Genomic DNA, 22,157 nt, shown 5'->3' on the forward strand with positions numbered 1-22,157 from the left:
ACCTGCAAAGAGCGGCAAAAATGCTCCAAAACTAACATGGAAACCGATCATTAGGGAAAGTTCCCCCTCACAACCCAGCCAGCAACCCGAAACTATTTTTGAAAATCGACTTTTTCAGGAGCAACTAAATAATCAGATCCGCTTGGTTACGCTCGCAAATTCCATCGTTAACGATATTTCGTATCGCTAACGAGGACCGGGACCCGCCATTCGGCGGGGTTAACGATAGTTTATATTGTTAACGGCCTCGGGCGGGAGCCGCGCACGGGGCGCGAAGGCGGAGAGTGGGAGCCGGAGACCAAGCGCTCCCCCGAAACGCCAACACCCGGCAGCAAAAACCGTAACAACAAACGGCACCTCTGTCCTTGAACAAGGACAAGATGCCGTTTTTCCCGGCGGAGCGCAATAGCGAGAGCTTTCCTGCCGCCGTCCATGTCCGTTCCGCGGCCGCTCCCTGCCGATTCGCATGCCGGCAGACCGCTTCCGTGCGGACCGCTCGACCGTCGGGAGCGGACTGCGTCCTCCGTACTCCCTCGCAGGATTGACCAGTTCCGGTCCGCCACCCGTTTCCGCGATTCCGCAGCGTCAATCAAGGCAACGCCAGCTTCCTCATTACCGTCGGCCTGGACGCCCCGCTCGCGGAAGACAGATTGTTCGCGTTCCCGTGCATAATCTGTCATCTCTCCCATCACCAAGGCAGCGCCAGCTTCCCCATCACCGTCGGTCTGGACGCCCCGGTCGCGGAAGGCAGATTGTTCGCGATCCCGTGCATAAAATCGTTGCCCAGGATGGCGAAGATCATCGCCTCCTTGGCGTCGTCGTCGTACCCCAGCGCACGGGAGTTCGTCACCCGCTGCTCCGGCAGCAGGCCGCTTAACATCTCCAGCAGCGTCCGGTTGTGCGCGCCGCCTCCCGTGATGATCACTTCCCCGACCGCGCAGCGCGGGAACACGAAGTCCCGGTAGCCGCGGGCGATCGTCCGCGCCGTAAACGCCGTCGCCGTCGCGACGATATCGGCGTCGCCCAGTCCCTGCTCCCGCGCCCGGTCCATAAACGCCCGGGCATACGCCGGACCGAAAAGCTCCCGGCCCGTCGTCTTGGGCGGCTCCTGCGAGAAGTAAGGGTGGCGCATCAGCTCGCCCAGCAGCGCTTCGTCCGCCCGGCCTTCCCGGGCCCAGCGGCCGCCTTCGTCGTAGATCAGCCGCCCCTCCGACAAGCTGTAGACCACTTGGTCGATCAGCATGTTGCCGGGGCCGGTGTCGAACGCGAACACGCTCTCCGGTCCCCCGCCCGCCGGCAATACCGCGCAGTTGCCGATGCCGCCGACGTTCTGCACGACCCGGCCCACGGTCTCGCTGCGGAACAGGATGTAGTCGCCGTACGGCGTGAGCGGCGCCCCCTGTCCCCCCACAGCTATATCCGCCGGGCGGAAATCGCCCACCGTCAGCCGGCCGGTCAACTTGGCGAGCACCGACAGGTCGCCGATCTGCAGCGTCGACCGGGGCCCGAACTCATCCGCGGGATCGTCCGCGGGAATATGCCACACCGTCTGGCCGTGCGACGCGACGAGATCGATGTCGGCGAGGCTGATTCCCGCTTCCGACGCCGCTTCGCGCGCCGCATCCGCGAATAACTCCGCCATATAGAAATTCATGGCGCACACCTGCGAGACGTCCGAATGCTCCCGGGTGCACAGCCGCTTCAGCCGTTCCCGCAGGATGTCGTCATAGGGCCGGCTGTAGAAGCGGACGAGGTCCGCCTTCGTGTCCGGGCCGAAGCCGGCGATGCGCACGACGGCGGCGTCGACGCCGTCCAGCGACGTGCCCGACATGAGCCCGATCACCAGCTTCTCAGGCTTCGCCGCGTAATCTCCAATCATAGCCGCCGCTCCCTTTCAATACAACAGATAGTCCCTTCGCAGCTCCTGCCACTGCCGCGCCTCCTCCTCCCACCGGACCAGCAGCTCCCGCAGCCGAACCTCGTCGCCGACCGCGTGCCGGACCTCGTCGCCGCCGGCCAGCAGGTCGACAAACGGCTTCATCCCTTCCCGAAACGGCGGCAGCCACTCGAACCGCTCCGGATAGAGGCTCGCCACCGTATGCAGAATGTATAGCCCTGCCCGCACGGGCTCGAACGCGGCGGCATCGGTCACGAACAGGCGCACGCCGCCGCACAGCTCGCCCGCATGCTTGGAGAAAGCCGGGGTCGCGTACACGGGGTGAAAATGAACGCCGGGCAGCTTCCGCGCGTTCAGCGCCTCCGCCGTCCGGTGTCCGTCCAGCCAGGGAGCCCCGAACCATTCGAACGGACGCGTCGTGCCCCGCCCCTCCGACAGGTTCGTACCTTCAAGCAGGCAGGTTCCCGGGTAGACGCGAACCGTATCGAGCGTCGGCATGTTCGGGGACGGCATGATCCACGGCAGGCCCGTGGCCGCGTAATCCATCTCCCGGCTCCAGCCGGACAGCGGGACCACGTCCAGCTCGCAGCCGAGCCCGAGCAGCCCGTTCGCCATCGCCGCCGTCTCGCCGATCGTCAGGCCCGTGCGGATCGGCATGCGCCATGCGCCGACCATCGATTCGTACCCCGGCCGCAGCAGGCCGCCTTCCGCCCGCAGGCCGCCCAGCGGATTCGGCCGGTCGAGCACGACGAGGCGCTTGCCGTTCTCGGCGCAGGCCTGCATCACATACAGCAGCGTGCTGAGATACGTGTAGAAGCGGACTCCGATGTCCTGCATATCGAACAGCACGGCATCCACCTCAGCCAGCATCTCCGGCGTCGGCTTCTTGTGCCGGCCATAGAGGCTGCGCACGGGCAGGCCGGTCTCCGCGTCCGTGCCGTCCTCGAAGCGCACGCCCGCCTGCTTCTCGCCGTACAGGCCGTGCTCACAGGCGAACAGCGTCGTCAGCCGCACGCCCGGCAGCTCGGCGCACACCGACACCGACGTGCGGAAATCCGCTGTGATGCCGGTCGGATTCGTCACGAGGCCGATCCGGCCGCCCTTCAGCTTCTGGCCGAAGCCGCCCTCGTCCCGCAGCAGCTCCAGCCCCGTCCGGGCGCGGCCCATCAGCCGAAATCGGCCATCGACTCGGACGACGGCCCCTCCGCAGCGCGCTTCTCCTCGGACTCCAGCACATTACGCGCCGCCATATGAATGAAGCAGCCGGCCATACCCGCCCACAGCACCGCAAAGCCGACGACCGTCGCGCCCAGCGCCGCCGTGACGACGAGCAACTGGAAGCAAGCGCCCGCCGTATAGAGCGGATGGCGGAAAAACAGCGTCACGCTGCCGGCGATCGCGCGGCCGATGCCCATGTTCCTGCCGATGACCAGCGGCAGCGTGTAGAGCTGCGACGTCAGCGCCATGGCGATGAAGTACGTCTGGAACACGGCGAACATCGTGTACATCAGGTTGTCTTGGCCGCCGTAATACCACCACGAGATATAGAGGATGGCCAGCAGCGCCACGCACAACGCCCCGAACGCGGCGGCCGGCGCGAATCCCCGCAGCGCCTCCCGCCATACGGTCTGCAGCCCCCACGGCTGCCCTTCCGCTTTGCGGTGGAAGGCGGCCAGCACCCCGTACAGCGCGGGGAAATACAGCAGCGGCAGCAGAACGGCCGCAATCGGCACGGGCACGAACATCACCAGCGGGACCAGCACTGCCGAGCTCGCCAGGCTGAACAGCACGATCCGGATCAGCTCGTGATAGATCTGCGATCCCGCCCGGACGACAATTTCGCTTAACTTGCGCATCGACACCGGCTCCTTTCTGTCGATTTAAATTTCCAGGGAAATACGCCGCTGCGTCTGCGGGTCGAAGAAATGAGCTTTGCCCATATCGACGACAAACGTCTTCGCCTGTCCGACGTATACGTGCGTCTCCGGATGCAACTTGGCCGTCACCATGCGGTCGCCCATGCGGAAGTAAGCCAGATTCTCGGCGCCGAGATGCTCCACGATCTGCACGTTCCGCGTCAACTTGTTGTCATGCGGCACATGCAGCGTGAAATCTTCGCCGTACAGGTGCTCCGGCCGGATGCCCAGCACGACCCGCTTGCCGTCGTAAGGCTGCAGCGCCTTCGCGGCCGCATCCGTCACCGTCCATTCCGCCCCGTCCACGTACACGCGGTTCCCCTGCACGTCGGCGTCCATGAAGTTCATCGCCGGCGAGCCGATGAAACCGGCGACGAACATATTGGCCGGACGGGCGTACAGCTCCTTCGGCGAAGCAATCTGCTGGATGTCGCCTTCATGCATGACGACGATGCGTTCACCCAGCGTCATCGCTTCCACCTGGTCGTGCGTCACGTAGACGATCGTCGCCTCCAGCCGCTTGTGCAGCTCGGCGAGCTCCACGCGCATCTGGACGCGCAGCTTCGCGTCCAGATTGGACAGCGGCTCGTCGAACAGGAACACCTGCGGGTCGCGCACGATCGCCCGGCCCACGGCCACCCGCTGGCGCTGTCCGCCGGACAGCTCGCGGGGCTTGCGCTCCAGCATGTGCTCCAGCCCCAGGATGGAGGCGGCCTGCATGACCTTCTCCCGGATGTAATCCTTCGGTTTCTTCAAGTTGCGCAGCCCGAAGGACAAGTTCTCGTAGATCGTCATATGCGGGTACAGCGCGTAATCCTGGAACACCATCGCGATGTCCCGATCCTTCGGATGCAGGTCGTTCACCAGCCGGTCCCCGATGTAGATGTCCCCGCTCGTCTGCCGCTCCAGACCGGCGATCATCCGCAGCGAAGTCGTCTTGCCGCAGCCCGACGGGCCGACGAAAACGACGAACTCCTTGTCCTCGATCTCGAAACTCGATCCTTTGACGGCGGTGAACGTTCCTCTTTTCTCGTCCACGAACACTTTCGAGACGTTCTGAAATGCTACGCGTGCCATCGTGCTCTCGCTCCTCCTATCCTTTTACCGCGCCGATCGTAATGCCTTGCAAGAAGTATTTCTGCAGGGAGAAGAACAACACAATCATCGGCAGGGACCCGACTGTCGCTCCCGCCATAATGGCGCCGTAGTCCGTCGAATCCGCGAACACGAAGGAAGCGAGTCCCACCTGGACCGTGCGCATGCTGTCCGAATTGGTCACCAAGAGCGGCCAGAAGAAGTCGTTCCAGGAAGCGACAAACGTGAAGATCGCCAGAACGGCCAGACCGGGCTTCGCCATCGGCAGAATGACCTTCCAGAAGATGCCGAATTCGCTGCAGGCGTCGATGCGCGCGGCCGCGATCAGCGAGGAAGGCAGCGTCGACATGTACTGCTTCATCAGAAAAATATTGCCTACGGTGACGATCGACGGCAGCAGGATCGCCGTATAGGTATTGCCGATGTCGAAGACGTTAATCACGAGAATATACAACGGGATCAGCGTCACCTGCGAAGGAATCATCATCGTGGTCAGCAGCACCCAGAAGATGCTGCTCCGCCCCGGAAATTTCAGTTTGGCAAAAGCGTACCCGGCCAGCGAGGCCAGAAATACGTTGGTCACCGTCAGGACGCTGGACACGAACAGGGAGTTGAACAGCCAGCGCCAAGCCGATGTTTTGTCGAAGAAGCGCGCCAAGGGCGCCAGAGACCACGGATCGGGAATGAGCTTCGGCTGATAGGTGGCGGAGATGGAGCTGTCCTGCACCGAACCGACCACCATCCAATACAAAGGCAGAATCGTGATAAATACCCAGAACAGCAAGATGGGTATGGCGATGGCAAAAAACAGCGTCATGGCGCGGGTCCGAGCTGCCAAGGCAATCCCCTCCTAGTACTCGATGTCGCTCGAGAACGCTTTGAATTGAATAACCGCCACGATGACGATAATGCCCGCCAGGACGAACGATTGGGCAGAAGCGAGACCGAAATCGTAAAATTTGAATGCGGTTTCATAGATCAAATATGCGATGGTCGTCGTGGCGAAGTTCGGACCGCCCTGCGTCATGAGATAAATGGCGATAAACACCTGGAACGACGTGATGACGCCGGTGACAAGCAAATACAGCGTCGTCGGCTTGAGCAGCGGCCAAGTGATGCGGGCGAACTTGGTCCACGGGCTCGCATGGTCGATATCGGCGGCCTCGTACAGCGACTTCGGAATGCCCCCCATCGCGGCCAGGTACAGGATGATGCCCGAACCGTGCGAGCTGAGCCAGTTCATCAGGATGATGGAGAACAGCGCCGTGCTGCTCTTGCCCAGCCAGATGACCGGCTCGATGCCGAACCATCCCAGGAACTGGTTCAGCAGCCCGCCGGCGGTCGGATCGAACATTTTCATCCACACGATGGACATCGTCACCCCGGATGCGACTGCGGGCAGATACAGGGCCGCTTTGTAGAACGTCTGGTGCGACTGCCGCATCTTGGAGATCAGAAACGCCAGCGCAAACGTGATGCCGATATTGACGGGAACGGTGGCGACGGTGAAAATCACCGTGTTCTTCATGGACTTCCAGAAGATGTCGTCCTGCACCATCCGCGTGTAGTTATCCAGTCCCACCCAGGTGGAATCCAGAATGTCGTAATGCTGGAAACTCATCAAAAAGGCCTGGACGACGGGATATAACGTAAAAGTCAGGAACAGCAGGACCGGCGCCAAAATAAACAGATACGCCCACCCGTATTCCCTGATCCATCTTGCCGCCATAGGCGGGATCCCTCCTGACGCGCATAGTCCAAACAACGCGAGGCTCCTCCGGGGGAGCCTCGCGCATTGCCGCTTTTATTGCCCGAAAAACTTTTTCCCTTCGGTTTTGAACGTCTCCGCAATCGCCTCCGGGGTCTTCTCTCCCGCGTACAGCGCCTGCATATTCGGCTTCAGCACCTGCTCTTTAAACTGCTTCATCTTGTCGGCTTTCGTCACGTCGAGACTCAGCACGACCGGATTGACGCGGTTGGCCGCCATGATGTTGGCCGCTTCGAGATTGACCGGGTTCGCTTTGCCTTTGCCCTCGAATTCCTTCTGCTGCGACTTGCGCACGAACGGCAGACACAGCTCGTTGGCGGAATTGCCGGCTTTGGCGCCGCTGAGCGCCTCCATTACGAGGAACGTGTTTCTCGCGTGCTCCTCCCCTTGATCCTTCTTCTGACGGAAGGCGACATAGCCTTCGCCGCCCATGACCGTGCCCGGTTTCGCGTCGTCCGCATGGGGAACGGGCAACAGGACGAAATCGATCTTCTCCCCTTGAATTTTGCCGGCGTCGATGTCTTTGTTGCGGTTCTGGATCGTGACGTCATAGTAGGGAATCGCCTTGGAGAGAATCGCCGTCTGGCCGGCGTAGAACATATCCGTCCGCTTTTTCGCGTCCAGCGCCGCCGTTTCCTTCGGCATATACCCCTTATCCAGCAGCGTCTTGATGAACTGCATCGTCTTCAGCACGCGCTGGTCGCCCAACTGGAAGTTGCCGTCCTTGTCCAGCACGTCCGGGATGCCGGCGTTTTTCGTCAGCAGCTCGATAAAGTCGTTGTTCGCGCCGTTGCCGTCGGTCGTCAGCGCATACTGCGTGCTGCCGTCCGGACGCTTCTTGGTCAGCTTCTCCGCGGCAGCGAGGAACTCGCTCCACGTCCATCCCTGCTTCTGAATCTTTTGCCAATCGATGCCCGCTTCCTCCAGCAGCCGCTTGTTGCCGCCCCATGCCCATTGGTACTGGTATATCGGAAGCCCATATTGCTTGCCCTGAATCTGGCCGAGCTCCAGCGTGCCCGGCAAATAATCCTCTTTAATCTCCGGCGTGAGATATTTGTCCAGCTCAATCGCCAGACCGGTCGCGACGTATTGGCCGTCCACGCTGTGGAAATACAGGTCCGGCGGATTGCCCGAGTTGAGGGCGACGTCGAATTTCTTCGGCCCCTCCGCCCAGGAGAGCATCTCGTATTCCACCTTGATGTGCGGGTATTGCTTGTTAAAATCGGCGATTAGCGCTTTCAAATCGTCCTCGTATGTGGCGTGCACCGGATACGTCCAGACCTTGACCGTATCCGGCTTCGCTTCCGCTTTGGCGCTGGAGCCGGGGCTGGGGCTGGCCGAGCTGCTGTTGTCCGAGGAACCGTTGCTGCAAGCGGTCATGACCAGAAGCAGCGATGCGGAAGTCAGGAGCAAGCTTTTCTTCATACCGGATAAAACCTCCCATGAATGATCAGGCCGTCCTTCTATAGGTTTTTGATGGCCTGTCGCGTTTTTTCCAGATACGAAACCGTCTTCTCGTAATTCCGGCTGGCCACGCCCAGGTAGAGAATATCCACCAGATTGAGCTGCGTAATCCTGGAGGCCATCGCGCCGCTGCGGATCGGATAATCCGTGGACGACGTGTACAAGGGGATATCCGCCCGTTTGCTGAGCGTGTTTTCGCCGTATTTGGTGATGCTGATCGTGCGGCAGCCCTGCTCCTTGGCGATGGACAGCGCGCGGATCACTTCCTTCGTCTCCCCCGAATACGAGATGCCGACCGCGACGTCTTCCTCCGTCATCGTCACCGCCGTGGTGAGCTGAACGTGGATGTCGGAGAACGACATGCTCGTCTTGTTGATCCGGAGAAACTTCTGCTGAGCGTCCATCGCGATCAGATTGGATGCGCCGACGCCGAAGAAGAAAATGCGCTTCGCCCGGTCCAGCGCCAGAACGGCCTGCTCGACCATGTTCGCGTCCAAAATGTTGACCGTGTCCCTGATCGATTGAATGTTGTTGTTGCTCACCGTCTGGATGATGCCTGCGATCGTCTCGCCCGGCTTGATGTCCTGATAGCCGGTCGATTCCATGTCCCGAAGATCACCGGCGACCTTCAGCTTCAGCTCCTGATAGCTGCCGATGCCTAAAGATTTGCACATTCGGATGATGGCGGCCTGACTGGAACCGCTGCGGGCAGCCAGTTGCGCAACGGACAGCGTGATCATCTCCGCCGGATTCTGCATGATGTAATCGGCAACCTTGCGCTCGGACGGACTAAGCTGATCGATCGCTTCGCGCAACCGGATTAAACCGCCCTTCAAATCTCCCAACCCCTTTCCCCGGTCATAAATGAACCCCTCCGATACGCCTAACAGTCGGACTCCGCAAGGCCGCGAACCCGGCAGATGCCGTATGCGCGAGCCTGCCGGCGCCGCGGACCGGCATCCGCCGGAGCCGCACGCCAACCTTTTGTGGAGGCCGGTTGCGTTTATTATATGGGCGATGAACCAATATTTCAACAAGTTTTTTGGTGAATTAAAATTTTGTTTTACATTCTAACTTTCATCGCTTATACTCAAAGTCAAATCCGATTGGAGGTCCGTTATGCGATATGTTATCGGCATGGATGGCGGCGGAACCAAGACGGAGCTGGCGGCCCTCTCCCCGCAAGGGCTACCGTTGGCCAAAGCCTGGGGGTTTTCCACCAACCCCTACTCCGTCTCGGTCGAGGCGGCCGTGCGGGAGATCGTCAGACTGATGGAGGAGCTGTCCCGCGCCCCGGAGCTCGCGGGCATGAGCCCGGCCGGCTTGTGCATCGGCATGGCCGGCGTGGACTCGGAGCGGGAGAAGCAAGGCGTCCTGCGCCCGCTGCTGCCCGCCCTGCGCGAGAGAGGATTCGGAGATATGCCCGTGCACATTTTGTCCGAGGCGGAGATCACGTTGATGGCTGCATTGGGCCGGCCGTACGGCGTTCTTGTCATCTCGGGCACGGGTTCGATCGCGAAAGCGCTGACACCCGACGGGTCAACCTACCGCGCCGGCGGATGGGGCCATCTGCTCGGCGACGAAGGCAGCGGCTACGCCATCGGCTTGCGCGCCCTGCAGGCGGCGATGCGAAGCTTCGACGGCGTCGCGGACACGGAGCTGCTCCCCATGATTCTGAGCGAACGCGGGTATGCGTCGCCCGCCGAGTTGAAGCAATACGTATACCGGAAGGACACGTCCAAGTCCGACATCGCGGCGTTCTGCGAGCTGTGCGTGCGCGCGGCGGAGGCGGGAGACGCCGAAGCGGCGCGCATCGTCGGGGAAGAGGCGGAGAAGCTGGGCGACACGGCGCTTGCGCTGCTGCGCAAAGACCCCGCGCTGCCGAGCCTGGAGGTCGTGCTGGCGGGGTCCGTGTTTCAGCGCTCGGAGCTGTTCCGCTCCGCGTTCGCACGGAAGCTCGCGGCCGTCTACCCGCAGTTGCGGATCGCGCTCCCGCAATCATCCAGATCCCCGGCGGAAGGCGCCGCGCTGCTGGCTCTGCGTTTACTTTGACCACAAGGCAGGTATTATACATGATCTCTCATGAGCTTCTGAACCATCTGACCACCGAGCAGCAAAATCCCGACAGCATGCGGATCGACCAGCTTCCGACGGAGCAGATCGTCAGTCTCATCAACGAGGAGGACGCCAAGGTCGCCGGAGCCGTGCGGCGGATCATTCCGCAGATCGCCCAAGCCGTCGACCGGATCGTCGATTCCTTCCGGCAGGGAGGCCGGCTGTTCTACGTCGGGGCCGGCACCAGCGGCCGGCTCGGCATTCTGGACGCGTCCGAATGCCCGCCTACCTTCGGGACCGATCCGTCCATGGTGCAAGGCATGATCGCGGGCGGCTTCCGCGCGATCAAGGACCCGATCGAGGGGGCCGAGGACAGCTCGCAGAACGGCGCGGCCGACATTAACGAGGCGGGCGTGCGCCAGGGCGACACCGTCGTCGGCATCGCCGCCAGCGGCCGGACGCCTTACGTCCTCGGCGCCATGCAGCAAGCCCGGCTTAACGGCGCCTACGTGATCGGGCTGTGCAACAACGAGGACACGCCGATGCGCCAATATGCCGATCTCTGCCTCGAAGCGGTCGTCGGCCCCGAGGTCATCCTCGGCTCGACCCGCATGAAGGCGGGAACCGCGCAGAAGATGATCCTGAACATGCTGTCGACCGCCGCCATGGTGCGCATCGGCAAAGTCTATCAAAACCTGATGGTGGACCTGAACCCTTCCAACGAGAAGCTCGTGTTCCGCGCGAAGCGGATCATCTCTCTGGCCACCGGAGCTTCCGACGAAGAGATCGAGAAGGCGTTCCGCGACTCGGACCAGCAGGCGAAGACGGCGATCGTCATGCTTCTGGCCGGCGTCTCCGCCGAAGAAGCCCGGGCCCGGCTGGAGGCGGCGGGCGGCTTCGTCAATCGGGCGCTGCAGCTCGGGGACAACGGCTCGTCAACGTAACGCCCCCGCCCGGCCAAGCCGCAGCTCTTGCCGCAAGCACGTTTCTTCTCGCTGCATGGATCGAACGGCGTTACGGTCGCGCTGCAACCTCGCTTTTTCTCGCTGCGGCCGCATTTTCGCCGGTTCCGGGAGCTTTCGACAAACGCAACGCCATTTCTTCTCGCCGCATCCGCCGGACGTCACCACCATGCGGGTCACCTCGGGCGAAACGCATCAAGACCGGAGGCTATCGGACAACGATACGCCTCCGGTCTTTATCCCTCCGGTCAATCCGCGATCATCAGACGCAATATATTCAATACGGCCGCACTAAGAACGAGAATAAATCCGGAGAGCAAGTAAACAAAGAAAACCTGAAGCTTGCTGCCCGGCATCGGCCTTCTCAGAAACTTGTAAAAGCAGATGACGAATGCCGTATAACCGACCGCGAACAGGACCGGCCCGGCCGTATCCGTGGCCGCATCCGTCGGGTTAAACAAGAGGCCGACCAACAGAAACAACGCGAAGATCGGGGACGCGCAGATAATGACGACATTTCCGACGCGGTAAAACACTTGGCGCAATTTTTCGGTCATGTTCCGCCTCCCCGTCTCACGAGATGGGGTTCCGCTTGGCTGTACCGTAGAGCATGGCCAGCATCGCCAGATAAGGCGACACGACGGTTCCCCAATTGGAAGAGATGTACGTTACGGGGTCCAGCTTGATGTGGACGAGTCCGTGGTCGAGAAACAAGTGGATCAAGAGCACGTGAACCGTAATCATGAGCAAGCCGGACCGCCATTTTTGTCTATTGTTCGGGAACGCCGTCAGCATGCCAAGGATGACGATCAGACCGCCGTAAATCCAAAAATGATCCCGAACGAGCAAGCTGACCAAAGTCCCGGTCAAGATCGAGCCTGGAATCCAGTGCAGTCTGGCCTTTCGGTTGATCGCGGTCCATGCGGCGCGGACTTTGCGGAATACGGCGTCCTGTTGGTTCAAGCGGACCAGCGCCATCACGGCGAACACGGGGACAACGTGGCCGATCAGCCAATCGTTCGCTTTGTCCCAATCGAACCGGTGAGCCGCATGGAACCCGAGAATCGTAAAAATGGCCAAGGTGGCGAGCGCCGGCCAAAACGTCTTATGGCGAGGCGCCAGCACCAACAAGTATCCGAATAATACCGTATTCGCCCACTGCGTATCCAGGAAGTACAGCGCGACAGACGCCATCACGGAAACCCACACGGCGTCGGCGGATACCCATCGCAGCAGGGCCGGCGCCGGTTTTTCGGCCGGCGCAAGCGCCGGATTCGGATCGGAAACGGATATCCGCAAGACTAGTACGCCTCCTTCAGATCATTCCACAACTTTTTGGCCTTGGACGTAAAGCCGGCAATAAACTCCGCAATATCCCTGAACTTGAATTCGGCTTCGGCGGCGTTCGAACGGTTTTGCGTCATCTCGATCGTCAGAACCTGATTCTCGTTCCAATCCGGATCGAATTGAAGCGTATAGATATAATCCTCTTCTTCCATCACCGTATTGTACAACCCGGCGAGTTCTTCCGGAGCGTACGTATACATCAGCTTCCCGCCTGTCGAGCTCGCCATTCGCTGAAGCACGTCCATATTGACATTGCCCAGGCCGATCACATTCAGGGACACGTCCGCGTTTTGGGCCGCTTGAATCGCTTCGTCCAATTTCGCACGGCCGCTTTCATTTTTGCCGTCCGTCATCAGCAGCATCGACTTTTTGCCGCGTGCTCCCGACAGCATGTTGGCTCCGGCCACAACCGCATCGTACAAGGCGGTGCCGCCGCTCAGATTGACATACACGCTTTTGCCGGCCTGCTCATACTGATCGGTCAAACCCGATAAAATCCTGATCTGATCGGTAAATCCCAAGACCCCTACCTGTGCCTCCGTCTTGCCTTTCAGCCTTGTAATAAAATCCTCCGCGCTCGCCATCGACAGAAACTTGGGAAGGCCGTTCATGCTATTGGAGTAGTCCAGCGCAAGCAGAACGTTGGAGACCGAACGGATCGTCTGTTTCTTCACGCTTAACCGGGCGTTCCGGATGGGCTTGCCGTTCAGCTTGAAGATGAAGTCTTTTGCGCCGAATCCGCCCATCATCCGATCGTCCGACCGCTGAATGACCCGGAAGGTTTGAACGGCTTTATTTCCATCGATCGTGGATTCCAGCGTCTGAACGTAATACGGGTAAGCGCCGATCCCGGCGTCCCCGTCGGCCTCGTACGTAACCTCTACCGGAGCGGACGCGACAATTACGTAATCTCTGATTTTTTCGCCGGTCTTGATCGAATACTCTCCCTGATAGCCGGAATAGTCGCCCCTCATCAAATTCACGGGATTCATGCGTTCCCAGGTCTGGTATTCGTCCCGCTCCATGATCCGGACCTCCGCTTTTACCGGAGATTGGATTTTCAGTTTGTATTCGAGGCCCAGCGATTCGTTGTTCGGTCTGACGACAACCACTTTCCCCGTTTTGGACGCTCCTCGGGAATTCGGGTCTATCGTCAAGACCAGGTCCTCGTCGTTTACGCCTGTCAGCGGGTTCTCGTATTCCTCCCGCAATTCGTCCGTCGCCTTCATCTGATCGGAGTGGGCGATGTAGCGCCCCCGCTTTTTCTGGGTGTCCTTGTCTTTGGACATTCGCATGTCCGGCAGGATTTGCACATTCCGGTCGAGAAAACTTGACTCTTTATCGATCCAATTGGTCAGCTTCACGCTGCTCAGCGGCACGACGGAATCGTGGTCTTCGTTCGGCCAGGTGTTGAGATTTTTGATAAACAGGTCGACGGTCCACCGCCCCATCTTGTGCCCGGGGTCGTCGACGGTTGCGATCGTAATGTATTGCGGGAAGTATTCGTTGCGGAGATTGGCCATATGGCGGTAAAAAGATTCGTCCAGCCACAGCCGATGCAGCAGCAGATTCGCAATGACGCTCTCGCGGACTTTTTCTTTCCCGTCTTGATCGACGTAATGCAACAAGTCGAATCGTTCGTACAGGAGACGGTCCTGGACGATATTTTTCGCGGTGTTGTCTTCGCCCTTGCAGTACAACCACAGCGACCACCACTCGCAAGACTTCGTGCCTTCTTTGACTTTGGTTCCCTCGTCGATCAGGCTTCTGTCAATCATTTGCTGCTTATCGGAAACCGAGTCGTCCGCTTGGACGGCCCACAAGCTTCCGTACAGCATAGCGCGGTACTCGCGTTCGTACGCGCGGCCGGCGATCAACTTGGCATATTCGTTAAACGCTTCGCTGTAACGATAATTTTCTCCTCCGGACAACACGCGCGTCCCCAGATCGGTCAGGTTTTGGCCCGCTTCCGTAAACTGCGCGTCCTTGATTTTCCGGATGACCTCCGGATGCTTTTCATTCAGCCACTCTTCGAACGGCGTTTTTCCGATCAACCCTCCGTCGTAAGAGTCGAACATTTGATCCAAGTACTCTTTATACAGGTATTGATATTGTTTTACGCCCGGATCGTTCCTTCCCTCCGGCCAGTAGTCTTCCGGATCGTCGATCATATCCGAGATGCGGTTCAAGAAAGCGGCGGGAGAGCCGTGATTCGGCGTTCCGATAAAAATCACCCGGCGCACTTTGTTCCGAACTTCCGGATGCTTCAACAAATAATAGCGGGTTAACAAGCCGCCCATGCTGTGGGCCACGACATCAAATTTTCCCGGCGGCAATTTCCGGATGGCCTCGGTATAAATTTCGTCGATTTTATCGGCGGTGATATCGTTTTTGCTGTATTCGCCATAGTCGACGCTGACCACTGTCGAACCAAGCGTCTGCACGTAATGATAAAATTCCGATTCCGTCCACGATTTTCCGTTGTCGCTGTACCCGTGAACGAACAAAATGGGAATCGGTTCGACCGTGCGGTAAGGGACGATCTCCGCGCGGGCTTCCGGCAATCGAACCGGACCGATCAACATCAACATGGCCATGAACATCGAGATCAAACGTTTCATGGAAACCTCCGTGTTAGCGATTGACGACATATTTCATATTGACGGAATCCCACATGCCGTAATTGGTGACCACGACTTTGGAGCGGATTTTCAGACGGTCCTTTTCGGCCGATTTTTCGAATACCGCTTTTTCGCCGGGAGCCAACCGCTTCACTTGCTGATCGAATTCCACCTGGATATCGCCGTTGTCGTTCAGCAGGGAGGCGATCATCGTTTGGCCGTTAAACAATCGGGCTTCGTTAACGAAGAAATAATCGGGAGCTTCGGAATCCGAATCCGGTTGTTCGAAAGGCGTAAAGCCGATCCGGGCCTGGTCTTTGGTCCGGTAAATGTTTTCTTTAACCAACACGTCCAGCGAATGAATATCTTGCACGACCACCAGATTGTCGTCTTTTTGCGGGATATGGTCTTCCGAATAATAGTACATGGACTTCGTTTCCGGATTAAACGTGGCTAGCCGTTCCCCAAGATCGCCCACCCGTCTGCCGTACAGAAGGTCGGTGTTTATTTCTCCGACATGAACGACGGCGATTTTTGTCTGATAGGTCAATCTGCTTTCGACGACATCTTCTTTATTTTTCCACCATTCGTCGTATTGCTGTTCGAGCTGCCGCTTCAGCTCGCTTTCGCCGGGCGTATGGTTTTGGGCCGATACGGCCGAACGCTTCTCCACTTGAAAGAAGACAAAAGCGCCGGCGAGCAAAACGAAAAAAACCGTGATAGACGCGATGCGATGCCACATATGCTTACAGTCTCCTTAGCTCCAGAAATGTACGCAGGCGTATCCGAACAGCAATACGGCCAGGCCCATATAGACGGCTGTATGCAGGCTGACAAAGGGCGCAGAATATTCCGGATCGGGCAGCGCCTGCGCCGGCTGCGGCTGTTCCGCCGATGGCGCGGACACGTCCGCTTGCAGCGCAGACTCCGGTTCTTTCTCCCGCAGAAGCGTGCCGCACTGGGAGCAATAGGTTCCGTTTTCTTGCGATGACGAACAGTTTGGACAGATCATGACAGCCTCCGCCTGATATGCGCTGGATTTTGGAAACAGACCCATAATCGAATGTGCACCTACAGATGCTGTAGATGCACATGATGAAAATCGGATTTTTCCAAGTATGATGTTACGAATTCAAGCTGTGGTTGTTGGACCATTCGGCAGCCTCGAATTTCATAAAATGATAGCCGGCCGCGATATAAATAACGGATTCGATGATTTGATACAACGAGAAGCTTTTAAACGGAAACAACACGTAAAACACATAGCCCCACAGCGCATAGGGAAGGTATTTTTTATGTTCGGCCGCGAGCGTCAGGAATATGCCGGCAAGAAACGAATAATGCCCGATCGGGTATAGAAGCGAAATAGATGCATCCAATTGGATTAAAATGTCATTCAACAACAGGACGCCCAAACCGCCGAACAATATGTACAAATGATACGGCAGCAGCACATTGACGATACGGAACGATCTCACCCAAATGGTATATTCGCGGATGACGTTTGCAAATTGCTTCATTCGCCGATCCCTTCTTTCGCCGCAGCCTGCGAGGTTCCGCAATGAACGCAAAATTTGGCTCCCGCCTCCAGCGGGTTCTTGCAAACCGCGCAAAGAGCCGGATCATCCGCGCCTTCGACATTCGATTGCGGTTCCTTCGCCGGCGTCTCCAATTTGCGGCCGCAGGAAGAACAGAAAAGCGCATCCGCCGGTACCGTAGTGCCGCATTCACACTGCTTTTCATTTTTAATTTCTCTGATTTTTTGTTTTAAAACCTCGATTTCTTTCTGAATTTCAATGACTTTTCCGGAATATTCGGCGATATTCGGTTCGGCGGACTGCAGGTCCCCCGTAACATAAGCATCGAAGACCCGTTTGCCTAGCTGCTGGTACAGATTCGCGATTTCCTTTTCTTTACCGGAAATCTGGGCATGGATCCTTGTGATTTCAACCGTTTGCTGGGCTTTGTCAGCCGCGCTGAGAGCACTTTCTTTGATCTTCTTAAAAAGGCTCATTCCTCTTCCCCCATCTGGCGCTTAAACTGTTACCCGAAAATCATTTTTCATCATATCAGAATCAACATGAAATTCAAGCTTTTTTGCCGAATAAAAAAAGGATCGCCCGTTGAACCGGAAGATCCTTATTCGACGTGCCGCTTATGCGGGGATCACTTAACGGGAAGGGCCACCCAATGTCCTTTGGACACTTCGACAAGTTCCGAGTTTTCCAGATTGTACTTGTCGCCTTCCGTCTGCTCGTCCATCAGCACTCTTTTCTTTTTCGACTCGATCCGCGGATCGGGAACCGGAATAGCGGCCAACAACGTCTTCGTGTATTCGTGCTGCGGATTGGAATACAGCTCTTCGCTTTCGGCCAGCTCGACAATTTTCCCCATATACATCACGGCTACGCGGTCGCTGATATGCTTGACCATGGACAGATCGTGCGCGATGAACAGGTAAGTCAGACCGAGCCGGTGCTGCAGCTCTTCGAGCAGCTTGACGACCTGCGACTGAATCGAGACGTCGAGAGCGGATAGAGGCTCGTCGCACACAATAAATTTGGGGTCGACCGCAAGAGCGCGGGCGATTCCGATCCGCTGGCGCTGCCCGCCGGAGAACTCGTGCGGATAACGCATGGCGAAGGACGGGTCCAGCCCAACCATATCGAGCAATTCCTCGACCCGCTTCTTCCGTTCCTGCTTGCTCGCCGTCAGTTTTTGGACATCAAGGGCTTCGCCGATAATATCCAGAACCTTCATCCGGGGATTAAGCGACGCGTAAGGGTCCTGGAAGATCATTTGCATGTAACGGCGCATGATCTTCATCTCTCTCGAGGACAACCGGTTAACCGACATCCCCTCGTACAGCACCTCTCCGCCGGTCGGCTCGTGCAGCCGCAAGATCGTCCGTCCCGTCGTCGACTTGCCGCAGCCGGATTCGCCTACGACGCCGAGCGTCTCACCTTTGTTGATGTGGAAGCTGACGCCGTTCACCGCTTTGAGGATGTTCCCTTTTCCCAGGTCAAAATACTTCTTAAGCGACCGGACTTCGATAAACGGCCGGTCGTCCGGCTTGGTCCATACAAGCGGCGCCGGCTTCGGTTTCTTTTTCTCGTCCAGACGCGGCAGCGCGTTTAACAGTTTGAGCGTATACGGATGCCGGGGATTCTCAAAAATCTCTTCCGTCGTTCCCGTCTCTACGATTTCTCCGTCCTTCATGACGACAACGCGGTCGCACATGCCGGCCACAACGCCGAGGTCGTGCGTGATCAAAATAATGGAAGTCCCGAACCGCTGCTGCATATTTTTCATCAGATTCAGAATCTGGGCCTGAATCGTCACGTCAAGCGCCGTCGTCGGTTCGTCCGCAATCAGCAAGGCCGGACGGCAAGCCAGCGCCATGGCAATCATCACCCGCTGCCGCATGCCGCCGGAGAACTCGTGCGGGTATTGATGGTAACGGGCTTCGCTGTTTCGGATGCCGACCAATTTCAGCATGTCGATCGCTTGCTTTTCCGCTTCTTTCTTGGACAATCCCTGATGCTTGATCAAGCTCTCCGATATTTGCTTCCCGATTTTAATCGTAGGGTTGAGAGAAGTCATCGGGTCCTGGAAAATCATGCCGATGTCCCGGCCCCGGATGTTTTCCATTTCTTTCTCGGTTTTGTGAGCCAGGTTCTCGCCCAGGAAAATAATTTCTCCTTCTTTAAGAAATGAAGGTGGAGAAGGGAGCAATCGCATAATGGACCGGGCAGTCACGCTCTTGCCGCTTCCCGATTCGCCTACAATTCCCAACGTCTCTCCCTTTTTTATATCGAAGCTTACGCCGCGCACGGCCCGGACTTCTTCACCGCGGGATTGAAAGGATACGGACAAATTTTTTACTTGTAGAATGGGCTCCATTTTTCTCTCACCTGCTATTGACTTTAAAAAGATGCTAAAATAAAATATACAATACTGATCGGATTTATGCAATTTAAACAACCCGGGAGGAGAACGTTGTGGGGACGGAAGCAGCCAGAAAGTTCGATTTGACAGCCATCATCAGCAGAGCCTACAGCAAAATGTTCTTGTATCCTCCGTACAGATATCTGATTCTATTATTGGGGGCTCCCGTTCATCTCGTTGTATGGCTCGTGTATTTATACAAGAGAAGAACGGATTCGTACTCGTCCGAATTGGCCAAAACCAAACTTGAACTGATCGCTTCCAATTATAAGGAAGAACTTCGGGCGGAATTAAAGGAGCAACTGCTGCGAAAGCACCGTTTCTTCGGCCAGCAGGTCAGTCAGCGGGAGCTGGACCGGCAAGTCGAAAAGTTGACGGAAGCGCAGTTTCGCGCAGCAGTCATCGAGCGAACCGAACAGAAGCTGCAGCAAGGCCAACTGAAAAGATTGAGCTTCGCCGACACCTTCAAGTCGCTTATCGAGCATCCGTTGTTTTTGATCGTATCGTTTATCCCCGGATTGCTCATGTATGTGCTGCTGTTTCTCTATAGCAATCCGTACCTGAAATACATTTTCGAAAGACTCGTCATGAGCGTGTTCGTCATTTTTGGCGTGGCCGTTATCGTCTTTACGATTTTGTATCTGTCGCCCTTTGATCCGGCCGCCAACATCCTGGGCGAAACCGCGACGAACGAGCAGATCGCCGCGTTCAACAAAATGTACGGACTTGATCAGTCCTATATCGTTCAACTGTGGAACAACATCAAAGGTATTTTCACCTTCGATCTGGGCAAATCGTTCTCCGGGAACGAGGAGATTACGTCGACCATCGCCAGGAAGTTCCCGATCACGCTGACGCTGGCGGTTATCTCGCTGCTTCTGGCTATGGCGATCGCATTGCCGATCGGGATCGTCTCCGCCGTTAAACGCAATTCGTTCTTCGATTATACGTTTATGTTTATCGCTCTGGTCGGCTTGTCGATTCCGAACTTTTGGCAAGGCCTTATTTTCATATTGACGTTCTCGATCAAGCTCCACTGGTTGCCGGCGACCTACAGTCCGCAAAACTGGCTGTCCATCATCATGCCGGTTGTCGTGCTGGGCACGGGCTTAACGGCCGCCGTAGCCAGAATGACGAGGTCCTCCACTTTGGAGGTTATCAACGAAGATTATATGATGACCGCCAGAGCGAAAGGTCTGAGCCGGAGACAAGTGCTGCTGAAGCATGCCGTGCGCAATGCGATCATTCCGATCATCACCGTCATCGGCCTGCAGTTCGGCGGTATGCTGGGCGGCGCATCCGTGACGGAAAAAGTTTTTAACATCAGCGGGATCGGCAGCTATATCGTAGACAAGCAATTTATCCCGGATATTCCCGCCATCATGGGCGGTGTCGTGTATACGGCGATCACCATTTCGATCGTCAATGTTGTGGTCGACATTTTATACGCATTTTTCGACCCCAGAATCCGATCGAAGTTGAAACAATACTAAAGCGGGTGCCATCATGACAACGACGTATGCTGCCAAACAGGAAACCCAGTACAAGCTTAAAGCTTCACAGGAGTACAGTCAAGCCAACTTCGCTTGGATTGTATCCTTGATCTTGTCTGCGATCCTGTTGTTCAACAGTTACGATTTCACGGACAAGACCGTTCGTTCCTATGTTTTCGCCGCGTTTTTGGCTTATGCGATTTTTACAGTTCTGCAAATCGCCATAACGGCAATGATCCGTAAAGATATTCTGGCTCACGGTTATATCAGGAACTCGACAAGAGCTTTGGGATATGTGCAACTGCTCGGTATATTGACGGCCAATCTGTTCGTGGTCACGGCCGCCTTCAACCTGATCAAAAAACAGAAAACTCCCGAATATACGCTCGCCGTATATACGGTGCTTACCGGGCTGTTTGTCATTGCGGTATCGGCGTTGAATTTGTTCAAGCCGTATGTCGCCAATTTGTTTCTGGAATCGATGTACGTTCTGTTGGCGATCACGGTGTTTCACGTTGTCGCTTTTTTGCTTGTGTCGAAACATGTTAAGGGACATCACGTTCCTTCGGGGATGAAGTTTCTGGCCTATCCGCTCATGCTGACCGCTGTCACCGGCAATTTGTTTGCGCTGCTGCTCGGACTGAACCTGCTTGCCAAAATCCGCAAGCACGGCAGTCCGGCTACGGCGAAATGGGAAGACGTATGGGAACGGCTTACGCGGAACACCACATCGATGTTGGGCTTGTTCTTTATCGTTTTTCTGTTTTCCATATCCGTTTGCAGCTACTTTACGTTCAGCTACAGCGTGGCCATCAACAACAATTACGGGGCGATCCTTCAATCCCCCAGCCTGGCGTATCCGTTCGGAACGGACAACTTTGGCCGATGCCTGTTTTCCAGAATCGTGTTCGGCGCCCGGATCTCGCTGATTGTCGGTGTCATCTCCACGGCCATTCCTCTGGTGATCGGAGGCATACTCGGCGCGATCTCCGGATATTACGGCCGGCACACCGACAACATCATCATGCGGCTTCTGGACATTCTGTACGCCATCCCGGGCATACTGCTCGCCATCGCGATTATCGCCGCGTTCGGCGCGAACACGGTCAACCTGATTCTGGCGCTTAGCGTCGGGGCGATTCCGACCTATGCCCGAACCATGAGGGCCAATGTCCTGCAAGTGTCCACCTTCGAGTTCGTGGAAGCGGCGCGGGCGTTCGGCGCCGGGAACTTGCCCATTATATTCAAGCATATCGTGCCCAACTCGCTTGCGCCGATGATCGTCAAATCGACATTAACGATCGGCAGCGCCGTCATTTCCACGAGCAGCCTGAGCTTCTTGGGACTCGGCGTGGAGCCTCATATTCCGGAGTGGGGAAACATTCTGAAGCTGGGAAGCACATACCTGGAGTCCCATCCTTATCTGGCTATTTATCCGGGGCTCGCCATTATGCTGCTGGTCTTGTCCTTTAACTTTCTGGGAGATGGGCTGCGGGACGCGCTCGATCCGAAGACGGACTAACAACAACCCAACTCTGGTGATCCGTCCCTTTGCGGATTTCTCATAAAAATAAATATCATTCTTAGGAGG

21 protein-coding genes are annotated in these 22,157 nt (G+C 57.2%); 5 read left to right on the forward strand and 16 right to left on the reverse strand.

Annotated features, from left to right (window positions below; translation table 11 throughout):
* Nucleotides 1-190 (forward strand): hypothetical protein (locus tag FE781_RS17640; RefSeq protein WP_211346361.1); only part of this gene is annotated, 190 nt, incomplete at its 5' end.
* 498 nt (nt 191-688) lie between these two features.
* On the opposite strand, the gene FE781_RS12675 is transcribed toward FE781_RS17640, so the two are convergent.
* From FE781_RS12675 to FE781_RS12710, 8 genes are all read right to left on the reverse strand, one after another.
* Nucleotides 689-1,879: an anhydro-N-acetylmuramic acid kinase gene (locus FE781_RS12675; protein ID WP_138790002.1), complete on the reverse strand. Its 1,191-nt coding sequence runs from the start codon at nt 1,877-1,879 to the stop codon at nt 689-691.
* Nucleotides 1,880-1,894: 15 nt separating this feature from the next.
* Nucleotides 1,895-3,064 carry an exo-beta-N-acetylmuramidase NamZ family protein gene (locus FE781_RS12680; protein WP_138790003.1) on the reverse strand — a complete coding sequence of 390 codons (1,170 nt, stop codon included), beginning with the start codon at nt 3,062-3,064 and terminating at the stop codon, nt 1,895-1,897.
* Nucleotides 3,064-3,753: a hypothetical protein gene (locus FE781_RS12685; RefSeq protein WP_138790004.1), complete on the reverse strand. Its 690-nt coding sequence runs from the start codon at nt 3,751-3,753 to the stop codon at nt 3,064-3,066. Before FE781_RS12685 ends, FE781_RS12680 begins: the two co-directional genes overlap by 1 nt.
* Nucleotides 3,754-3,777: 24 nt before the next feature.
* The gene (locus tag FE781_RS12690) at nt 3,778-4,890 is read right to left on the reverse strand and encodes an ABC transporter ATP-binding protein (protein ID WP_138790005.1); all 1,113 of its coding nucleotides are present in this window, start codon (nt 4,888-4,890) and stop codon (nt 3,778-3,780) included.
* 16 nt (nt 4,891-4,906) lie between these two features.
* Nucleotides 4,907-5,725 (reverse strand): carbohydrate ABC transporter permease, encoded by an 819-nt coding sequence (locus FE781_RS12695; protein ID WP_138790052.1) that lies wholly within the window; start codon nt 5,723-5,725, stop codon nt 4,907-4,909.
* Between the two features lie 33 nt (nt 5,726-5,758).
* Nucleotides 5,759-6,637, reverse strand: coding sequence for a carbohydrate ABC transporter permease (locus FE781_RS12700; protein ID WP_138790006.1), 879 nt, complete (start codon nt 6,635-6,637; stop codon nt 5,759-5,761).
* Nucleotides 6,638-6,712: 75 nt separating this feature from the next.
* Nucleotides 6,713-8,101, reverse strand: a complete 1,389-nt coding sequence (locus FE781_RS12705) for an ABC transporter substrate-binding protein (RefSeq protein ID WP_138790007.1) — start codon at nt 8,099-8,101, stop codon at nt 6,713-6,715.
* A 38-nt stretch (nt 8,102-8,139) separates the two neighbouring features.
* Nucleotides 8,140-8,976 (reverse strand): MurR/RpiR family transcriptional regulator, encoded by an 837-nt coding sequence (locus FE781_RS12710; RefSeq protein ID WP_138790008.1) that lies wholly within the window; start codon nt 8,974-8,976, stop codon nt 8,140-8,142.
* A 283-nt stretch (nt 8,977-9,259) separates the two neighbouring features.
* On the opposite strand from FE781_RS12710, the gene FE781_RS12715 reads away from it, so the two are divergent.
* The gene (locus FE781_RS12715) at nt 9,260-10,192 is read left to right on the forward strand and encodes a BadF/BadG/BcrA/BcrD ATPase family protein (protein ID WP_138790009.1); all 933 of its coding nucleotides are present in this window, start codon (nt 9,260-9,262) and stop codon (nt 10,190-10,192) included.
* Between the two features lie 20 nt (nt 10,193-10,212).
* A complete protein-coding gene (gene murQ / locus FE781_RS12720; RefSeq protein WP_138790010.1) occupies nt 10,213-11,139 on the forward strand; it encodes an N-acetylmuramic acid 6-phosphate etherase in 927 nt (308 codons plus the stop codon).
* A 266-nt stretch (nt 11,140-11,405) separates the two neighbouring features.
* Here the strand turns inward: murQ and FE781_RS12725 are convergent, their stop codons facing one another.
* From FE781_RS12725 to FE781_RS12760, 8 genes are all read right to left on the reverse strand, one after another.
* Nucleotides 11,406-11,714 carry a hypothetical protein gene (locus FE781_RS12725; protein ID WP_138790011.1) on the reverse strand — a complete coding sequence of 103 codons (309 nt, stop codon included), beginning with the start codon at nt 11,712-11,714 and terminating at the stop codon, nt 11,406-11,408.
* 16 nt (nt 11,715-11,730) lie between these two features.
* Nucleotides 11,731-12,456 carry a hypothetical protein gene (locus tag FE781_RS12730; RefSeq protein WP_138790012.1) on the reverse strand — a complete coding sequence of 242 codons (726 nt, stop codon included), beginning with the start codon at nt 12,454-12,456 and terminating at the stop codon, nt 11,731-11,733.
* Between the two features lie 2 nt (nt 12,457-12,458).
* Nucleotides 12,459-15,125, reverse strand: coding sequence for an alpha/beta fold hydrolase (locus tag FE781_RS12735; protein ID WP_170209535.1), 2,667 nt, complete (start codon nt 15,123-15,125; stop codon nt 12,459-12,461).
* Between the two features lie 13 nt (nt 15,126-15,138).
* A complete protein-coding gene (locus FE781_RS12740; protein WP_138790014.1) occupies nt 15,139-15,867 on the reverse strand; it encodes a hypothetical protein in 729 nt (242 codons plus the stop codon).
* Nucleotides 15,868-15,882: 15 nt separating this feature from the next.
* The gene (locus tag FE781_RS12745) at nt 15,883-16,137 is read right to left on the reverse strand and encodes a hypothetical protein (protein ID WP_138790015.1); all 255 of its coding nucleotides are present in this window, start codon (nt 16,135-16,137) and stop codon (nt 15,883-15,885) included.
* 112 nt (nt 16,138-16,249) lie between these two features.
* Nucleotides 16,250-16,645, reverse strand: a complete 396-nt coding sequence (locus FE781_RS12750) for a hypothetical protein (protein ID WP_138790016.1) — start codon at nt 16,643-16,645, stop codon at nt 16,250-16,252.
* Nucleotides 16,642-17,139 (reverse strand): zinc ribbon domain-containing protein, encoded by a 498-nt coding sequence (locus FE781_RS12755; protein ID WP_138790017.1) that lies wholly within the window; start codon nt 17,137-17,139, stop codon nt 16,642-16,644. The genes FE781_RS12750 and FE781_RS12755 overlap by 4 nt, the downstream gene beginning before the upstream one ends.
* Nucleotides 17,140-17,291: 152 nt before the next feature.
* Nucleotides 17,292-19,028: an ABC transporter ATP-binding protein gene (locus FE781_RS12760; protein WP_138790018.1), complete on the reverse strand. Its 1,737-nt coding sequence runs from the start codon at nt 19,026-19,028 to the stop codon at nt 17,292-17,294.
* A gap of 161 nt (nt 19,029-19,189) precedes the next feature.
* Between FE781_RS12760 and FE781_RS12765 the strand changes: the two genes are divergently transcribed.
* Nucleotides 19,190-20,566 (forward strand): ABC transporter permease, encoded by a 1,377-nt coding sequence (locus FE781_RS12765; RefSeq protein WP_138790053.1) that lies wholly within the window; start codon nt 19,190-19,192, stop codon nt 20,564-20,566.
* A 13-nt stretch (nt 20,567-20,579) separates the two neighbouring features.
* Nucleotides 20,580-22,088 (forward strand): ABC transporter permease, encoded by a 1,509-nt coding sequence (locus FE781_RS12770; RefSeq protein ID WP_138790019.1) that lies wholly within the window; start codon nt 20,580-20,582, stop codon nt 22,086-22,088.
* Nucleotides 22,089-22,157: the final 69 nt, after the last annotated feature.

The sequence above is a fragment of the Paenibacillus thermoaerophilus genome, assembly GCF_005938195.1.
In the GTDB taxonomy this organism is placed as follows: Bacteria; Bacillota; Bacilli; order Paenibacillales; family Reconciliibacillaceae; genus Paenibacillus_W; species Paenibacillus_W thermoaerophilus.